We start from the raw sequence: 17,337 nt of genomic DNA on the forward strand, positions 1-17,337 counted from the left end.
TTCGTATTGAGGTAGTAATAAAATGTAGCTTGAATTTGGTCAGGATGAAGAAAATATGTACTGTCTAAAAGAGTATACAATTCGTAGATTAAAGCGAGGACAGCATTTTATAATAAATAGAATGCGTTACTTTAATCGATGCTATTAAATAAAAAAAGAAGGTACGCCCTTGATCATCTTTTATGAGAGATAATCATCAATAACCTTCGTTAAAAATTATATACGTAAATGAAAAAGAGTTCAACCGTATTGCCTCTTTTCAAAAAAGTACGTAAAAAAGAACCGCTTCCTACTAAGAAGCGGTTCTTTTTTATATTTCTGTTAAGATTATCGGCTCGCCGCGTGTTACGACAACTGTATGTTCACATTGTGCAACAAGGCTTTTATCAGGTGTAACGAATGTCCAACCATCATCGCCACGTTCGATAATGTGATCAGCTTTCATAGAAATGAATGGTTCTACAGCGATAACAAGACCGTCTTTTAGAAGCGCATTATCCATTGGGTCAAAGTAGCTTAAAATGTGGTTTGGTGCTTCATGTAAGCTAAGACCAATACCGTGACCAGTTAAGTTTTGAATTACATTATATCCATTTTTATGTGCAAAGTTTGAAACAGCACGACCAATTTGGTTTTGTTTGGAACCAGCTTTCACCTTTTTCATTGCTGCCCAAAATGCATCAACCGCTGCTTGGCAAAGCTTTTCTTTTGCTTCATCTTCTCCAAGTACAAATGAAATACCTGTATCTGCATAATAGCCATCAAGTGCAGCAGATACGTCGACATTTACTAAATCGCCTTCTTTTAATACGCGATCTCCTGGAATACCGTGAGCAACTTCTTCGTTTACACTAATACAAGTTACGCCTGGGAAATCATATTCTTTTTCAGGTGCAGAAATAGCACCATGCTCATCTAATACTTTTTTACCGATCAAATCAAGCTCTTTCGTTGTCATACCTGGCTTCGCTTCTTTTTTCATTTCTTCACGTGCAAGTGCAACGATGCGGCCGATTTTTCGTAAGCCTTCTAAATCTTGTTCATTACGAATAATCATGAAAACCACTGTCCTTCCTCGAATATATATCTTACCCGATTGTATCATGTTTATTTTCGTCCTGCTACTCGCTTGCGGTATGTAGGTTGATTCCTCTCATAAGGAATATATGACAATTGTCATATCGATGTCATGACGCATCATACTGTTTCCTAAGTTTTCCAAGTAATACAATGTAAATATAAGAAACAGCGGGGGTGGAGAGATGGAAAAGATTATAGAAGTAAATGGTGTTTCTAAAACATTTAAATATAAAAAGGCAGTAAATAACGTCTCATTTTATGTGAATAAAGGAGAAATTGTAGCACTACTTGGACCGAATGGTGCAGGGAAAACGACGACGATGTCGATGATGCTGGGATTAAAGGATCCGACGGAAGGAACTGTTTCTATATTTGGAAAGAGTCCCAAACATAGAGATGTTCGTAATAGCCTCGGTGCGATGTTACAAGAAGTAAGTGTCATTGATAGCATTACGGTGGAAGAGGCAATTGAGTTATTCCGTAGTTATTATACGAATCCGGTAGCGAAAGAAATGTTGCTACAGTTATCAAATTTAGAATCGGAGCGAAAGCAAAGATGTGAGAAATTATCAGGAGGTCAAAAGAGAAGGTTAAATTTTGCACTCGCACTTGCAGGAAATCCAGATTTGCTATTTTTAGATGAGCCGACGGTTGGAATGGATATTACGTCCCGAAGAATGTTTTGGGAAACGATTCGAAAGTTAGCAAGTGAAGGGAAAACAATTATTTTAACGACGCACTATTTAGAAGAAGCGGATGCATTGGCGAATCGTATTTTATTGTTTGCAAATGGAAAGATTATCGCAGACGGTACACCAGATGAGATGAAAGCGACGATTTCACGAAAAACAATTACATTTTATTCGAAGGAACGTATTCCTGCAAAATTATTAAAAGAGTTACCAAGCGTAACAGAAGTACAATCAAACGAAGGCCACTTCACTTTAATAACTGAAGATACGGATGCAACCTTAAAAGCAATTTATGAAAAGAACTTACCTGTAACAAATATTTCAGTTGAACGTGGAAGTTTTGATGAAGCATTTGAACAGTTTGTCGCAAATCAGAAGGGGGAAATCGCATGAAAGCTTTATGGATGCAATGCAAAATAGAAATTTTACGTACGTTCCGCAATAAATTATTTATCTTTTTCTCATTATTAATGCCAGTTATGTTTTACTACATTTTCACTAATGTTATTCAAGTGCCACAAAACGGAGATGCTTGGAAAGCGCATTATTTAATCTCAATGGCGACGTTTAGTATTGTAGGGACAGCACTTTTTAGTTTCGGTGTAAGGATTTCTCAGGAAAAAGGGAAAGGGTGGACACATTTGTTGAAAATTACACCACTTCCAGAGGGAGCGTATATAACAGCAAAGATCATCGCTCAAACAGTCGTGAATGCTTTTTCAATCTTAGTTATTTTTATCGCAGGAATATTAATTAATCATGTTGAGTTAACAGTAGGGCAATGGATTGGTGCTGGATTATGGTTGTTGTTAGGTGTAACACCATTTTTAGCATTAGGAACAGTAATAGGTTCTATTAAGAAGGCGGATGCAGCAGCGGGTTTAGCGAATATTTTAAATATGAGTTTAGCTGTAATTGGCGGTCTATGGATGCCAATCGAAGTATTCCCGAAAATATTAAGATCTATCGGTGAATGGACACCAACATATCACTTCGGAAGTGGTGCATGGGATATTGTAGCTGGAAAATCGGTTGGTTGGGAAAATATCACGGTATTAGGAGGTTATTTCCTTATATTTGTTGTAATATCAATATATATAAGAAAAAGACAGGAAGCGGTATAAATGATAGAGAAGAAGAGGATTGAGATTTTTCCGAAACATATGGGTTTCTTTCCGTATATGTTTCTCGTGTATTTATTATTTCCGATTTACCATTTATCGCAGGCATCAGGGTGGAAGCTTGTAATTGGAAGCGGTATGTTGATAGTTTTTATTATCACATACCGTCAGCTTTATTTTGTGCAGAGAACGTTTGTTTTTTGGGCATGTATTCAAATGGTACTCATTTTTTTATTTGCTTTATTTTACAACCCCTTCATGATATTTTTTGGTTTTTTCACAGCAAGTGCGATAGGGTTTGCACCAAATAAGAAAGTGTTTCGAGTGTTGTTAAGTTTGTTAGCTGTAATGCTTGGAAGTTTTATATTTGTAAATATGAATCAAATAACAACTACGAGTTTAGTAAATATTGTTCCGATGTTTATTTTAATGCTACTTACACCATTTGGAATGCGTAATTTTAATCAAAAAAAGATGTTAAGAAATCAATTAAACGAAGCGAATGAGCAAATTAAAGATTTAGTGAAACGTGAAGAGCGGCAACGAATTGCAAGAGATCTTCATGATACGTTGGGGCATACGTTATCACTCATTACTTTAAAGAGTCAGCTCGTGGAGAAATTAATTGTAAAAAATCCGGAGCGTGCAAGTGCGGAAGCAAAGGAAATTACACAAACATCTCGTACTGCTTTAAAGCAGCTAAGAGAATTAATTTCGGATATGCGTATGATTACAGTAGAGGAAGAGCTAGAGCAAATAAGGGCGATCTTACAAGCGGCTAATATCGAATTAGAAGTAAAGCAGGAAGCGAGTTCGAGTTCGTTATCACCTATTGAACAAAATATTTTAGGAATGTGTTTACGTGAGGCTGTGACGAATGTTGTAAAACATAGTAAGGCGACAAATTGTACAGTTTCTGTAATAGAATCACAAGGTGAGCTAATTTTGAAAGTAGAAGATAACGGAATCGGTTTAGCAGATCAAAACCACGATGGAAATGGCATTCGTGGTATGAAGGAGCGCATCGCTCTTATTGATGGGTTTGTTGAACTGGCCACAATCAATCCAGGGACACTATTAATAGTAAAAGTACCGGTTGTTATTCGAACAGGAAAAGATGAGGTGAGGGCATGATTCGAATTATTATTGCAGAAGATCAGCGGATGCTTCGTGGTGCATTAGGAGCCTTGCTTGATCTAGAAGATGATATCGAAGTAATTGGGCAAGCTGCGAACGGGGAAGAGGCACTAAAACTAATTGAATCGTTACAACCTGATGTAAGCATTATGGATATTGAAATGCCAATTCAAAGCGGATTAGATGTTGCGGAAACATTAAAGAAAGAAAAATCAGCATGTAAAGTAATGATTTTAACAACATTTGCGCGTCCTGGTTATTTTGAACGAGCAATGAAAGCTGGCGTACAAGGATATTTATTAAAGGATAGCCCGAGTGAAGATTTAGCTGCATCGATTCGTAACGTAATGAAAGGAAAGCGAGAAGTCTCTCAAGATTTAATGTTCGGCTTATGGCAGGAGCAAAATCCGTTATCAGATCGCGAAAAGGAAGTATTGCTACTTGCGAAAGAAGGAAAGACTGCAAATGAAATTGCGAAGACACTGTATCTTTCACCTGGCACAGTGCGTAATTATATTTCTGAAGTATTAACGAAGCTCGATGCGAAAAATAGAATTGAGGCCATTACAATTGCAGAAGAAAAGGGATGGATATGAAAAGAAGTTTACCTATGAGTGGTAAACTTCTTTTTTCTTATAAACAACGGTTTCATTAGAGAATTCCGTCTCAGATGAATCGATTGGAATTTGAAGAGTAGTACGTAATGAAGATTTTACTTCATTTTTCGACAAAAAATTTGTTATAGTTAGATTAGGGTATTGGTCTAAATCTTGGACAACCTTGCCACTAACAGTTGTAATTACTCCATTTTTATCTACTTTTCTATATGTTTTATAGTTTTTGTAAGTTTGTGCAAGGCGAACTTCGGTTTAATTTTCTTTTGTTTCTTTATTTGTAGGTTGGGAATCTACATTCATTTCAGTTGTCATTCACCCTTGTTGAGCTTTAGCCTCGTTTATCTCACCCCTTAAATACTTTTTCGCCATATTTTTCGTATCATTTTGAGGTTGTGTAATTTTTTAAGCGTTAAACTAGGCTAAGCAATTTCAATTTTTACTTCATTTTTATCTAGTTCTTGGGTGTGAATAGCTTCTGCTGATAAAGGATAAAGAAGACCGAATGTAACGAAGGCACGGGCAAATTTTCTATAATTTATCTATAAAACTACTAATCTATTATTGTATGTGAGATGGATTGTATGAAGAATTTGCCGAATTTTATATATATTATGCATTATTTCATATCAAAAATTGTCGAATTCACATTATGGTAGTGGTATGACAACTTAACAAATTAGATTGTTATAATGGGATGGTGAGTAAGTATGCACGCAGAAAAATTAGGAAGTGAAATTAAGAAGATTAGGGTAATGAGGGGATTAACACAAAAACAGTTATCCGATAACATATGTCATCAATCGGAAGTGAGTCGAATTGAATCGGGCGCGGTATACCCAAGTATGGATATATTACAAGGTATCGCAGCAAAATTACAAGTTCCCATTATTCACTTTTATGAGGTACTTATTTATTCTGATATTGAAAGAAAAAAACAGTTTAAAGATCAAGTCATTATGCTGTGTAAGCAAAAAAAATATAAAGAGATTTATAATAGAGTATGGAATGAGCTAAAAAAGGAAGAATATCATCCTGAATTCCAGCAGTTTCTTCAATGGCAATATCATGTAGCAGCATACATATTGAAGAAAATTGATTACGAATATTGTATTTTAGAATTGAAAAAATTGTTAAATCAACAATTAGCTGGAATAGACGTATACCAAAATCTCTATATAGAAAATGCAATTGCAAATATTTATGCTGAAAATAATTATTTTAAGAAAAGTATAGAGTTATTTGAAGATATATTAAAACAATTAGAGACATTGCATGATAATGAAGAATTCGACGTGAAGGTAAGATATAATCATGCAAAAGCATTATACTTAGACGAGCAATATGAAGGGTCACTTTATCAAGTAAATAAAGCAATTGAAATATCATGCCGAATTAATAGTATGGCATTAATTGGACAGCTATATTATCAAAGAGGCGAATGCCTAGGAAAATTGGGGTATGATGAGGCAGAGATTGAAGATGCATATAAAAAGGCAAGTTTCTTTTTTGATATATTAGAAATGCATGCATATAAAGAAGCGCTCGCAGATAAAATCAGTAGATAGATAACCTAAAAAATGGATATGCATAATTGCATAGGATATGGATAAATTTTCATGATATATTAAAATAAAAAATGTGGGTGATGGAATATGAAGAAACTACTTATTGGTAGTCTATTAACGTTAGCAATGGCATGGGGTATTTCATTAGGTGATACAGCATTAGAGAAAAGCCAAGTAATTTCTCATAATGATCAAGAGGTACAATTAGCTGGAGATCTACCTTTTGAATATTAAAAAACAACCGTCTTACTTAGACGGTTGTTTTTTTGTGTAGTAACATCCAAACGTCTTTACTAGAAACAGGCTTGCTAATAAGGAATCCTTGAATGTGGTCACAGTTTTGTTCATATAAAAACTTCCATTGTTCTTCCGTCTCTACACCTTCTGCAATAACTTCTAAATTTAGTTCTTTAGACAGTGTAATGATGGAGGAGATAATCGCTTCCTCTAAAGGACTATTTGTAATTCCGCAAATAAACTCTCGAGCAATTTTTAATGTGTTGATTGGGTATTTTGTTAAATAAGCTAAAGAACTATAACCAGTTCCAAAGTCATCGATTGAAATTTGAATACCGAGATTTTGAAGCTGTTCTAGTTTGGAAATGACAGATTGATTTTGATTAATTGCGATACTTTCTGTGATTTCGATATCTAGTGCTTCTGATTTTAGTTCGGTTTCTTCTAACACTTTTGAAATAGTAGGGATTAAATCTGCATGGTTAAATTGAACAACAGATAAATTCACACCAACTTTTAAGTGAGAAAAACCTTGATTATGCCATCTTTTTGCCTCTAAGCAAGCCGTACGTAAAATCCAATTTCCAAGTTCAATAATAAATCCGGTTTCCTCCGCTAGAGGAATGAATTGGGCAGGAGACACGATGCCGAGTTTTGGGTGCTTCCAACGAATTAATGCTTCAAAACCGATAATTTGTTTTGTTTTCGTGCTTACTTGTGGCTGATATTCAAGGAAAAATTCATTTTGTTGTAATGCTTTTGCAAGTTCGCCTTCTAAGAATTGAATTTCATTTTGGGCGATACTCATTTCTTTTGAGAAGAAAACAAATCTGTTTTTCCCATTTGCTTTCGCGCGATACATAGCCATATCGGCATTTTTCATTAATTCAGTAACATCGGTTCCGTAATCAGGATACATGGCAATACCGATACTCGGTGTAATAGATAGTTCTTCGTCTTTAATGAAGAATGGTTTGTTTAAAATGGTTAAAATTTGTTCAGCTATAAAAGCAGCACTTTTTTCTGAGTACATATCTGGTAATAGAATTGTAAACTCATCTCCGCCTTGGCGAGCAACGATATCCTTCGAACGCAAGCAACTGCGTAACCTTTTTGCTACTTCAATTAATAATAGATCTCCGACGTCGTGACCAAGTCTATCGTTAATTTTTTTGAATCGATCTAAATCAAGGAACATGACGGCAACATCATTTGCGCTAGTTTGAGCTATATTTAAAATGTTCTTTAAATCTTTTTCAAACTTTCGGCGATTTGGTAATCCAGTCAGTGCATCATGAAAGGCTAAATGTTCTACTTGTTTTTGTTTTTCATATAAAGTTGTAATATCACGTGCTATGCCGAACATCCCAACAACTTCTTTGTTTATGAAAGTAGGGATGAGTGTAACGTGAAGGTAATAGTAGTAGCCTTCTTTTTCTTTTGTGCGAACTTCTAAAGTTTGTGGTCTACCTTCTTTTGTTATTTGTAAAGCTTTCTTTAGTAGATCATGGTCTTTTGAGTCAATAAAGTGTAGAAGAGAATAGCTTTCTACTTCACAATAGTAGGCAGTAAATAAGCTTTCACAAGCTGTATTAGATTGTTGGAAAATACCATCCATATTTAAAGAGAAAACGGCATCAGGATGATCTTCGAATAATGATTTATAGCGTTGTTCACTCTTTGATAACGCAGATGCACCCTCTTCTACTTTGCCTTCTAGTTGTGTAGTCAACTGTTCATATGTATCGATTAGTGCTTGATTATCTTTCCACATGTAAAGTTGTCGTAGGAATAATAAGATGAGTGATAATACTAGACCGATTAGCATGAACTTATCATCCCAAGGTTGAATAAGAATAAAGGAAAAAGTAATGATTATACTGAAATAGGGTAATATAAAGCGCACATAATCAAATCGATAATACTTTGTTTTCGTTTCATGCTGCATTGGTTTGTCCAAAATGTATAGTATGGAAGATAAACCAATTAATAAAATTGAAGCAGTATGTACTAAATAAGAGACTTCAGAAGAAGTTTTCATCCCCATGTTTAGTTGGAACAGATGTATATACCCGTACACAAGTATGATAGTAAAACCGATAATTAATGAAATTCTGCTAGCAGAATATTGTTCTCGTCTATATAGGCTAATAACGGCGTAAATTACTAATGCTTGTGCAATAAAATATCCAATTAAAACCCAGTGATCTGTTGTTAACATACGAAAGCTTGAGAGGTCCAAAATAAAAGTTAAGGTAAAATAAATATTCATAATAACAATAAAGATGCTATCGAATGAAAATTGAGCAAGGCCTCTAATAGAGTAATGTTTTATGAATTTGATAGCAAACCCAGAAAAGAGCAAAATATATTGTATGATGAAAAAGGGCAATGCCTTATATGAGAATATGACTTGATCATATATAGAAAGTGAATGAAGGAATAAAGTTATTTCCATAGTTAGTCCGCATATGCAAGTGCAGAGTAATAAAACCCAAAATAATTTATCACTACGCTTCATTTTCTTAATAGCTTTATATAAGCAATAGCAAGAAAAGAGTGCAGCAAAACAAAATAAGAAGAGAATTCCAATTTCTTTTATATTCAAGTCCTTAGGGATAAGAAATATCCAAAGGGAAAATATAATTATATACATCGTGACAAAGTGTACATATTTTTTTTGATTAATCATATTATGGCTCCGTTTCAATAAAGTTGAATCGCAGGTGGAAAATGCTAATTCCAATCATAGCATATACAATAGGTTGTTTTTTACTATAAAAATTACTTTTTTTGAAAAAAATAGCTCAACATTACAATTTACCATTGTAATGTTGAGCTATTTACTCTTTTTATCCCTCTTATAGAGGATAATTCATGTATTAATTGCAACATTGCTAAATCTTTCTGTTTACTTTCAATCATAATATCGAAATTATGGTTGATTTTTTTTGCAATGTGTAAGAAAGGCTTAATAAACTCTAAATCAATATATTCAGAGTGAGCCCTAAATTCTTTTTTTGATTTAGGGGAGGAAATGTGAACTTTAGGAGGGACATTTGTATGTGACCAAGTTTCAAAAATTGCAGGGAGTAACACTTCTAGCGGTTCCTCGCAAAGGTTTGCCATGTGATGATGATAATCAAATACAAATGGAATCTTTTCTTTTTGGCAAATCGATAAAGTTTCAACAGTTGTATATGTTTTATCATCATTTTCAAGCGTCATTTGCTCTTTTATATGTGCAGGAAGTTTTTTTATGTTTTCATGGAAACGTCCAACTGCTTGTTCTTTATTTCCATAGGCACCACCTACATGGATGTTAATATAAGAAGAATCTGCAATTCCTATTGCATCTAATACTTTATAATGATAGGCCATATCTGTAATAGCGTTAGTTGTAATATGTGGCTTGTCGCTTGTAAATAGCGTAAATTGATTTGGATGAAAACTTACTCGTAAATTGTGTTCTTTAATTAATGCCCCAATTTTACGCCAAAGCGGTGTAAATGCCCCGATATAATCAAACTCGACTTCGGGATGCGTTGCAAGTGGGACGATGGAAGAAGATAAGCGATATAATGGAATTTCATGCGCTATATTGTAATGAAGAATACGTATTGTATGCTCGAGATTTTGCTGTGTAACATCGTATAATTTATCTTCTCGTTCTTGTTTATTAAGCTTTTGAAAGCTTGTAAATGTCATCGTTTTAGCCGGAGAACAGTCCCAGAGTGCCATTGCATGTGAGACATATCCGAAACGCATAATCATAATGAATACATCTCCTTTATCCATTATCTTTCCTATAGAAAGAAAGCAAGTATCGTTCCTACGCATTCTTTTCCCCTATCAATAAGAGAATGCGGGCTAACATCTTTAAAGGAAAGTAATGACGCATTTTCTAAATCTTCATGGAATTTGTTTTTTACTGTTTGTATAAAATGTTTATCATATAAAAGGCAGTTGATTTCATGGTTAATATATAAACTTCTCATATCAAAGTTTGCAGTTCCAATATCACAAATATAATCATCGACTATAATAACTTTAGCGTGAAAAAAACCTTGTTGAAATGCGTAAATATTACACCCAGCTTGTATTAACTTTCGACAATATGGGAATTTTGCTTCGCGAACAAGGGCGTGATCCGCTTTTTCTGGAACGAGAACCGTGATTTGGACCCCACGTTTTCGCGCTTTTAATAATGCATTCATAATTTTCTTCCCAGGAATGAAATATGGTGTACCGATAAAGAGTTCTTTTTCCGCACTTTCGATTAAATGTAAAAATGTATTTTGCAAATAGGCACCATCAGTAGGGATAAAACGATGTAGAATGATTCCTGGTTGTTGCTTAGGAAAATAAAGAGGTGAATCTAATAAATTTTGGTTCGTATCGTCGAGCCAATCATGTAAAAATTGCTTTTGTAAATCTTGTATTCCTTCTCCTGTAAGGCGTAAATGATAATCGCGCCATAATCCTAATTTTTGATTATGCCCTAAATATTCTTCTCCAATATTAAACCCACCAATATAACCAATTTTCCCGTCAATAACTGTAATTTTTCTATGGTTTCTTTGATTTGCAGAAAAGAACGGAAAAGGAAATTTCACTTTATGACAAAATGAAAAAGAGACGCCGTGTTTTTGTAGGGAACGAATTGCCTCGTTTGATAAATAATGGCTTCCCAATCGATCGAGTAAAAGTCTTACTTCAATTCCTTCCTGTGCCTTATTGATAAGTAACTTTAAAAATTCACGACTGATTTTATCGTTTTTTACAATGAAGAATAAAACGTGCACATGGTGCCTTGCTTGTTGTATATCAGTAAATAAAGCATCATATAAATCTTGCCCGTATGTATAAAGGTGAAAATTACTTTGACGTAAAGGGAAAGTACGAGAGCGCACACGCTTTAAATGAAGAATCCTCCCATATAAAAGGTCAATTGTGATCCAAAGAGTAACGCATATTAACAAGAGAGATAAGAAGAACATAAGTGAATTCCCTCCTTTGCATTCTTTTCGCCTTCATTTTACTGGCTGCCCGGAAAATCCCGATTGGCTTCACCTTATCCCATATTAAGGGGCGGTAAGCCTCCTACTTAAAAATTAGGCTTACTTAAAGGAATCAGGCGAGAGGAAACAACCCCCTACGGATTAAAGTTTCACTTTATAGTTTCACCGAAATAAACAGCTTTATTAAAAAATATGTTGTTGTATAACAAAAAACTGTTGACTGAATGCTCACTCATTATATAATGAAGACAGGGGATAAAATTCAGAAAATTATATGTTTTCGAAGATTCTAAAAAAAAGAAAGAGGGCTTACAAAGAGAGGGGTAGCATAAAAATGAATAGCTTACTGATCATTAATTGGCTGGCTGCCATTGCTGTTATTGCTTATGCGGGATATTTGTTTGTGTATCTTATACGGACGAGGATGGCCTACATACAGTTAGGAAAAAAGATTGAATTTGACCGTCGTTTTAAAGAGCGTTGGGATCTCCTTAAGGTCAATGTTTTCGGTCAGAAAAAGCTGCTGAAAGATAAGAAGAGCGGCATTATTCACGTTATGTTCTTTTACGGATTTATTCTTGTCCAATTTGGAGCAATTGACTTCGTTTGGAAAGGACTCGCACCAGGATCACATCTTCCACTTGGACCACTATACCCTGCATTTACATTCTTCCAGGAAATTGTCACACTTGTTATTTTAATTGCAGTCTTTTGGGCTTTTCATAGACGTTATGTTGAGAAGCTAGTTCGTTTAAAACGTAATTTCAAATCAGGCCTTGTTCTTATCTTTATTGGTGGCTTAATGATTTCTGTGCTACTCGGTAATGGGATGGGAATTATATGGCACGGCGAGGAGCTTTCATGGAGTGAACCGATCGCTTCTGCAATCGCTTACGTTTTCTCGGGAATAAATGAAACCGCAGCCATTTCTGTGTTCTATTTCTCTTGGTGGGTGCATCTACTAATTTTGTTAACGTTTTTAGTGTATGTTCCACAATCAAAACACGCGCATTTAATTGCGGGACCAGTTAACGTTTTCTTCGGACGTCTTTCAAATCCAGGGAAACTTGAAAAGATTGACTTTGAAGATGAAACGCAAGAAACATTTGGTGTTGGTAAAATCGAAGACTTTAGACAAAATCAGCTTATTGATTTATACGCTTGCGTAGAGTGTGGTCGCTGTACAAATATGTGCCCGGCAACAGGGACAGGGAAAATGTTATCGCCGATGGATTTAATTTTAAAACTTCGCGATCATTTAACTGATAAAGGAGCAGCAGTGACATCAAAAGCACCGTGGGTTCCAGTAGTTGCTTTTAATAATACACAAGGAAATCAGTTAGCGATGATGACAGCTGGGAAAGGGCAACAAGAATCAGCAGCTACAACGCTTGCTTACGATCCGAGTTTAATCGGAGATGTTATTACAGAGGAAGAGATTTGGGCTTGTACAACGTGCCGTAACTGTGAAGATCAGTGTCCGGTTATGAATGAGCATGTTGACAAAATTATTGATTTACGCCGCTATCTCGTTCTAACAGAAGGAAAGATGGACGCGGAAGCGCAGCGTGCGATGACAAATATCGAGCGTCAAGGGAATCCGTGGGGACTGAACCGTAAAGAGCGTGAAACTTGGCGCCAAGGTGATGATGAAGTAACGGTTCCAACTGTAAAAGAAAAATCGAAAGCTGGCGAGGAGTTCGAATATTTATTCTGGGTTGGTTCAATGGGATCATATGATAATCGTAGTCAGAAGATTGCGATATCGTTTGCGAAGTTAATGAACGAAGCAGGCATTTCATTCGCGATACTTGGTAATAAAGAAAAGAATTCTGGAGATACACCGCGACGTCTTGGAAATGAATTTGTCTTCCAAGAGATGGCGACAAAGAATATCGAGGAATTTGAAAAAGCAGGAGTGAAGAAAATCGTTACGATTGATCCTCACGCTTATAACACATTTAAAAATGAGTATCCAGACTTTGGCTTGCAAGCAGAAGTCTATCATCATACAGAATTGTTAGCTCAGTGGGTGAAAGAAGGACGCTTAAAACCTGTTCACGCTATTGAGGAAACAGTTACGTACCATGATTCCTGTTACTTAGGAAGATACAACGAAGTATACGAAGCGCCACGCGATATTTTGAAAGCAATTCCTGGTGTGAATCTTGTAGAAATGGCACGTAACCGTGAAACCGGAATGTGCTGTGGCGCAGGTGGTGGCTTAATGTGGATGGAAGAGACAGCAGGTTCACGTATTAACGTTGCTCGTACAGAACAAGCACTAGCTGTGCAGCCATCCATTATCGGTACAGGTTGTCCATATTGCTTAACGATGATTAGTGATGGGACGAAAGCGAAAGAAGTAGAAGAGAACGTTCAAACGCTTGATGTAACAGAGATTTTAGAACGCTCTGTTATCGGACAGAAGAAAGAAGCTATGTAATCTGCAAGCATGAATACAACTTTAGAGAGAGGTGCAATCATTGCACCTCTTCTCAACGTAACAATGCTGAGCGAGCGCTCGGTTCTAAAAAAAGAAATGGGGGAAAGAAACATGAGTAAAACAGTTATTTTAAGTGCTGCAAGAACACCGGTTGGGAAATTTGGAGGGTCTTTAAAAGACGTGAAAGCAACAGAACTTGGAGGAATTGCAATTAAAGCAGCGCTTGAAAGAGCAAATGTTTCTGCTAGTGATGTTGAGGAAGTTATATTTGGAACGGTTATTCAAGGGGGACAGGGGCAAATTCCATCGCGCCAAGCTGCGAGGGCTGCTGGAATCCCTTGGGAAGTACAGACGGAAACAGTGAATAAAGTTTGTGCATCAGGGCTTCGTGCGGTTACGTTAGCGGATCAAATTATTCGTACTGGCGATCAATCACTAATTGTAGCTGGCGGTATGGAGTCGATGAGTAACAGTCCTTACATTTTACGAGGTGCAAGATGGGGATACAGAATGGGGAACAACGAAATCATCGATTTAAACGTTGCTGACGGCTTGACATGCGCATTTTCAGGTATACACATGGGTGTTTATGGCGGAGAAGTTGCGAAGGAAGATGGAATCTCTCGCGAAGCGCAAGATGAATGGGCATATCGTAGCCATCAGCGTGCGGTTTCAGCGCATAAAGAAGGACGTTTTGAAGAGGAAATCGTGCCAGTAACGATTCCGCAAAGAAAAGGCGATCCTATTGTCGTTGCAAAAGATGAGGCGCCACGCGCGGATACAACGATTGAAAAATTAGCGAAATTAAAGCCTGTATTTGATAAGACGTCGGCAGTGACAGCGGGTAATGCTCCTGGACTAAATGATGGCGGTGCTGCGCTCGTATTAATGAGCGAAGACAGAGCAAAGCAAGAAGGAAGAAAGCCATTAGCGACAATTTTGGCACATACAGCAATTGCAGTGGAGTCTAAAGATTTCCCAAGAACGCCAGGTTATGCAATTAAAGAATTGTTGAAAAAAACAGGCAAGACAATTGAAGATATCGATTTATTCGAGATTAATGAAGCATTTGCAGCGGTAGCAATTGCAAGTACAGAGATTGCAGGAATTGACCCAGATAAATTGAATGTAAATGGCGGTGCAGTGGCAATGGGACATCCAATTGGAGCAAGTGGAGCGCGTATTATCGTTACACTTATCCACGCACTGAAGCAGCGCGGCGGCGGAATTGGAATTGCTTCTATTTGTAGCGGTGGCGGTCAAGGTGACGCAATTATGATTGAAGTTTGTTAATTTACGTGTAGGTGATTTTTGATTTATTAACAATTTATATTAAGGGGGAAGAAAGAATGGGTGTACAAAAAATAGTTGTAATTGGTGCAGGACAAATGGGTTCGGGAATCGCACAAGTATGTGCAATGGCAGGATATGATGTGAAGGTACAAGATTTAAAACAAGAGCAATTAGACAGAGGATTGGCTATTATTACGAAAAACTTAGCGCGTCAAGTAGAAAAAGGGCGCATGAAGGAAGAAGAAAAGGAAGCGACGTTAAATCGCCTTACAGTAACGCTTGATTTAGATTGTGTGAAGGAAGCGGATCTTGTTATTGAAGCGGCTGTTGAGAAAATGGACATTAAAAAGAAAATTTTCGCGAATCTAGATGAAATCGCTCCAGAACACGCAATTTTAGCGACGAATACGTCCTCTCTACCAATTACTGAAATTGCAGCGGTAACGAAACGCCCAGAAAAAGTAATCGGTATGCATTTTATGAATCCAGTTCCTGTTATGAAGCTTGTTGAAATTATTCGTGGATTGGCTACAGATGATGAGGTGTATGAAACAATTGAAGATATTACGAAAAAAATCGGGAAAGTGCCAGTCGAAGTAAATGATTTCCCAGGATTTGTATCGAACCGTATTTTATTACCGATGATTAACGAAGCGATCTATACGTTATATGAAGGTGTAGCGACGAAAGAAGCGATTGATGAAGTAATGAAACTAGGTATGAATCATCCGATGGGACCACTTACATTAGCTGATTTTATCGGTTTAGATACATGTTTATACATTATGGAAGTGTTGCATGAAGGATTAGGAGATAGTAAATATCGCCCATGTCCATTATTACGCAAGTATGTGAACGCAGGATGGTTAGGACGTAAAACAGGCCGTGGTTTCTACGTTTACGAATAAAGTCCTCCTTTTATTAAAATAGTGGTCTTACCAAATTATTAAAAAGATATATAGCAAACGGAGGCGGAGTACATGAACTTTCATTTTACTGAAGAGCAACAAATGATGAGGAAAATGGTTCGAGATTTTGCGCAGAAGGAAATAGCTCCCTTTGTTCCTAGTATGGAACAAGGGGTGTTCCCAAAAGAGATTTTGCAGAAGATGGGTGAGCTTGGACTAATGGGTATTCCAGCGCCTGCAAAATATGGCGGGGCAGAAATGGATTTTATTTCTTACATTTTAGCAATTGAGGAAATTTCAAAGGTAAGTGCAACGGTTGGTGTAATTTTAGCTGTACATACGTCAGTTGGAATGAACCCGATTTTATATTTTGGAACAGAAGAACAGAAGCAGAAATATGTTTCTAAACTTGCGACTGGTGAATATTTAGGTGCATTTGCATTAACAGAACCAAATGCAGGATCAGATGCAGGGAGTTTGAAATCAAGAGCTGTAAAGAAAGGCGATCACTACATTATTAATGGATCGAAAGTATTTATTACAAATGGCGGTGAAGCAAGTACATACATTGTATTCGCTTCTACAAATCCAGAGGCAGGAAAAAGTGGGATTTCTGCATTTATAGTAGAGAAAGATACACCAGGCTTAATTATCGGCAAAGATGAGCATAAAATGGGACTTCTTGGTTCTCGCACGGTACAACTTACGTTTGAAGATATGAAAGTGCCGGCCGAGAATTTACTTGGTGAAGAAGGACAAGGATTTAAGGTGGCAATGGCGAATTTAGATGTTGGACGAATTGGAATCGGAGCGCAGGCATTAGGAATCGCGGAAGCGGCGCTTGCATGTGCGATTGATTATGCGAAAGAGCGTGAGCAATTCGGCAAGCCAATTGCGGCGCAGCAAGGAATCGGATTCAAACTTGCAGATATGGCGACTAGTGTAGAAGCAGCGCGATTACTTGTATACAGAGCGGCATCGCTAAGAGCGCAAGGATTACGATGCGGTAAAGAAGCTTCTATTGCGAAATTATTCGCTTCTAAGACGGCTGTTGAAGTTGCGATTGAAGCGGTGCAAGTATTTGGTGGTTACGGTTATACGAAAGACTATCCAGTAGAACGATTTTTCCGTGATGCGAAAATCACGCAAATATATGAAGGAACGAGTGAGATACAGAAACTTGTTATTAGTCGAGCTTTATAAAAGGACAAGGGGGAGAC

The 17,337-nt window shown here is 36.7% G+C and carries 14 protein-coding genes and 1 pseudogene; 10 read left to right on the top strand and 5 right to left on the bottom strand.

Annotated elements, in window-relative coordinates; all coding sequences use genetic code 11:
• Positions 1-310: 310 nt before the first annotated feature.
• A complete protein-coding gene (gene map / locus QCI46_RS00680; RefSeq protein WP_002096176.1) occupies positions 311-1,105 on the bottom strand; it encodes a type I methionyl aminopeptidase in 795 nt (264 codons plus the stop codon).
• Positions 1,106-1,262: 157 nt separating this feature from the next.
• Here map and QCI46_RS00685 point away from each other — a divergent pair, with 157 nt between their 5' ends.
• From QCI46_RS00685 to QCI46_RS00700, 4 genes are read left to right on the top strand one after another with little or no spacing between them, the layout of a single operon-like run.
• Complete coding sequence (locus tag QCI46_RS00685; protein WP_353839385.1) at positions 1,263-2,165, top strand: ABC transporter ATP-binding protein; 903 nt, start codon at positions 1,263-1,265, stop codon at positions 2,163-2,165.
• Positions 2,162-2,896: an ABC transporter permease gene (locus QCI46_RS00690; RefSeq protein WP_353839386.1), complete on the top strand. Its 735-nt coding sequence runs from the start codon at positions 2,162-2,164 to the stop codon at positions 2,894-2,896. The genes QCI46_RS00685 and QCI46_RS00690 overlap by 4 nt, the downstream gene beginning before the upstream one ends.
• Positions 2,897-4,027, top strand: a complete 1,131-nt coding sequence (locus QCI46_RS00695) for a sensor histidine kinase (RefSeq protein WP_353839387.1) — start codon at positions 2,897-2,899, stop codon at positions 4,025-4,027.
• The gene (locus QCI46_RS00700; protein ID WP_098670904.1) at positions 4,024-4,626 is read left to right on the top strand and encodes a response regulator transcription factor; all 603 of its coding nucleotides are present in this window, start codon (positions 4,024-4,026) and stop codon (positions 4,624-4,626) included. Before QCI46_RS00695 ends, QCI46_RS00700 begins: the two co-directional genes overlap by 4 nt.
• Positions 4,627-4,641: 15 nt before the next feature.
• Here QCI46_RS00700 and QCI46_RS00705 read toward each other — a convergent pair.
• A pseudogene (locus tag QCI46_RS00705) lies at positions 4,642-5,186 on the bottom strand (M4 family metallopeptidase); the annotation flags it as partial.
• A gap of 168 nt (positions 5,187-5,354) precedes the next feature.
• On the opposite strand from QCI46_RS00705, the gene plcR reads away from it, so the two are divergent.
• On the top strand, positions 5,355-6,212 hold the full coding sequence (gene plcR, locus QCI46_RS00710; protein WP_088123792.1) for a transcriptional regulator PlcR: 858 nt from the start codon (positions 5,355-5,357) through the stop codon (positions 6,210-6,212).
• 87 nt (positions 6,213-6,299) lie between these two features.
• Positions 6,300-6,446: a quorum-sensing peptide PapR gene (locus QCI46_RS00715; protein ID WP_000734732.1), complete on the top strand. Its 147-nt coding sequence runs from the start codon at positions 6,300-6,302 to the stop codon at positions 6,444-6,446.
• A gap of 16 nt (positions 6,447-6,462) precedes the next feature.
• Here QCI46_RS00715 and QCI46_RS00720 read toward each other — a convergent pair whose 3' ends face one another.
• The 3 genes from QCI46_RS00720 to cls form a co-directional block, all read right to left on the bottom strand.
• Positions 6,463-9,141 carry a DUF4084 domain-containing protein gene (locus tag QCI46_RS00720; protein ID WP_088608227.1) on the bottom strand — a complete coding sequence of 893 codons (2,679 nt, stop codon included), beginning with the start codon at positions 9,139-9,141 and terminating at the stop codon, positions 6,463-6,465.
• 128 nt (positions 9,142-9,269) lie between these two features.
• On the bottom strand, positions 9,270-10,223 hold the full coding sequence (uvsE, locus tag QCI46_RS00725; protein WP_353841815.1) for a UV DNA damage repair endonuclease UvsE: 954 nt from the start codon (positions 10,221-10,223) through the stop codon (positions 9,270-9,272).
• Between the two features lie 32 nt (positions 10,224-10,255).
• Positions 10,256-11,449: a cardiolipin synthase gene (gene cls, locus QCI46_RS00730; RefSeq protein WP_353839388.1), complete on the bottom strand. Its 1,194-nt coding sequence runs from the start codon at positions 11,447-11,449 to the stop codon at positions 10,256-10,258.
• 355 nt (positions 11,450-11,804) lie between these two features.
• Between cls and QCI46_RS00735 the strand changes: the two genes are divergently transcribed.
• The 4 genes from QCI46_RS00735 (at position 11,805) to QCI46_RS00750 (ending at position 17,320) form a co-directional block, all read left to right on the top strand.
• Positions 11,805-13,916 carry a (Fe-S)-binding protein gene (locus tag QCI46_RS00735; RefSeq protein WP_353839389.1) on the top strand — a complete coding sequence of 704 codons (2,112 nt, stop codon included), beginning with the start codon at positions 11,805-11,807 and terminating at the stop codon, positions 13,914-13,916.
• Between the two features lie 9 nt (positions 13,917-13,925).
• A complete protein-coding gene (locus QCI46_RS00740) occupies positions 13,926-15,209 on the top strand; it encodes an acetyl-CoA C-acetyltransferase (RefSeq protein WP_353839390.1) in 1,284 nt (427 codons plus the stop codon).
• Between the two features lie 56 nt (positions 15,210-15,265).
• Positions 15,266-16,117 carry a 3-hydroxybutyryl-CoA dehydrogenase gene (locus tag QCI46_RS00745; RefSeq protein WP_000538863.1) on the top strand — a complete coding sequence of 284 codons (852 nt, stop codon included), beginning with the start codon at positions 15,266-15,268 and terminating at the stop codon, positions 16,115-16,117.
• 72 nt (positions 16,118-16,189) lie between these two features.
• On the top strand, positions 16,190-17,320 hold the full coding sequence (locus QCI46_RS00750; RefSeq protein ID WP_353839391.1) for an acyl-CoA dehydrogenase: 1,131 nt from the start codon (positions 16,190-16,192) through the stop codon (positions 17,318-17,320).
• Positions 17,321-17,337 lie beyond the last annotated feature (17 nt).

This window comes from Bacillus cereus group sp. RP32, from assembly GCF_040459735.1.
Taxonomy (GTDB): domain Bacteria; phylum Bacillota; class Bacilli; order Bacillales; family Bacillaceae_G; genus Bacillus_A; species Bacillus_A wiedmannii.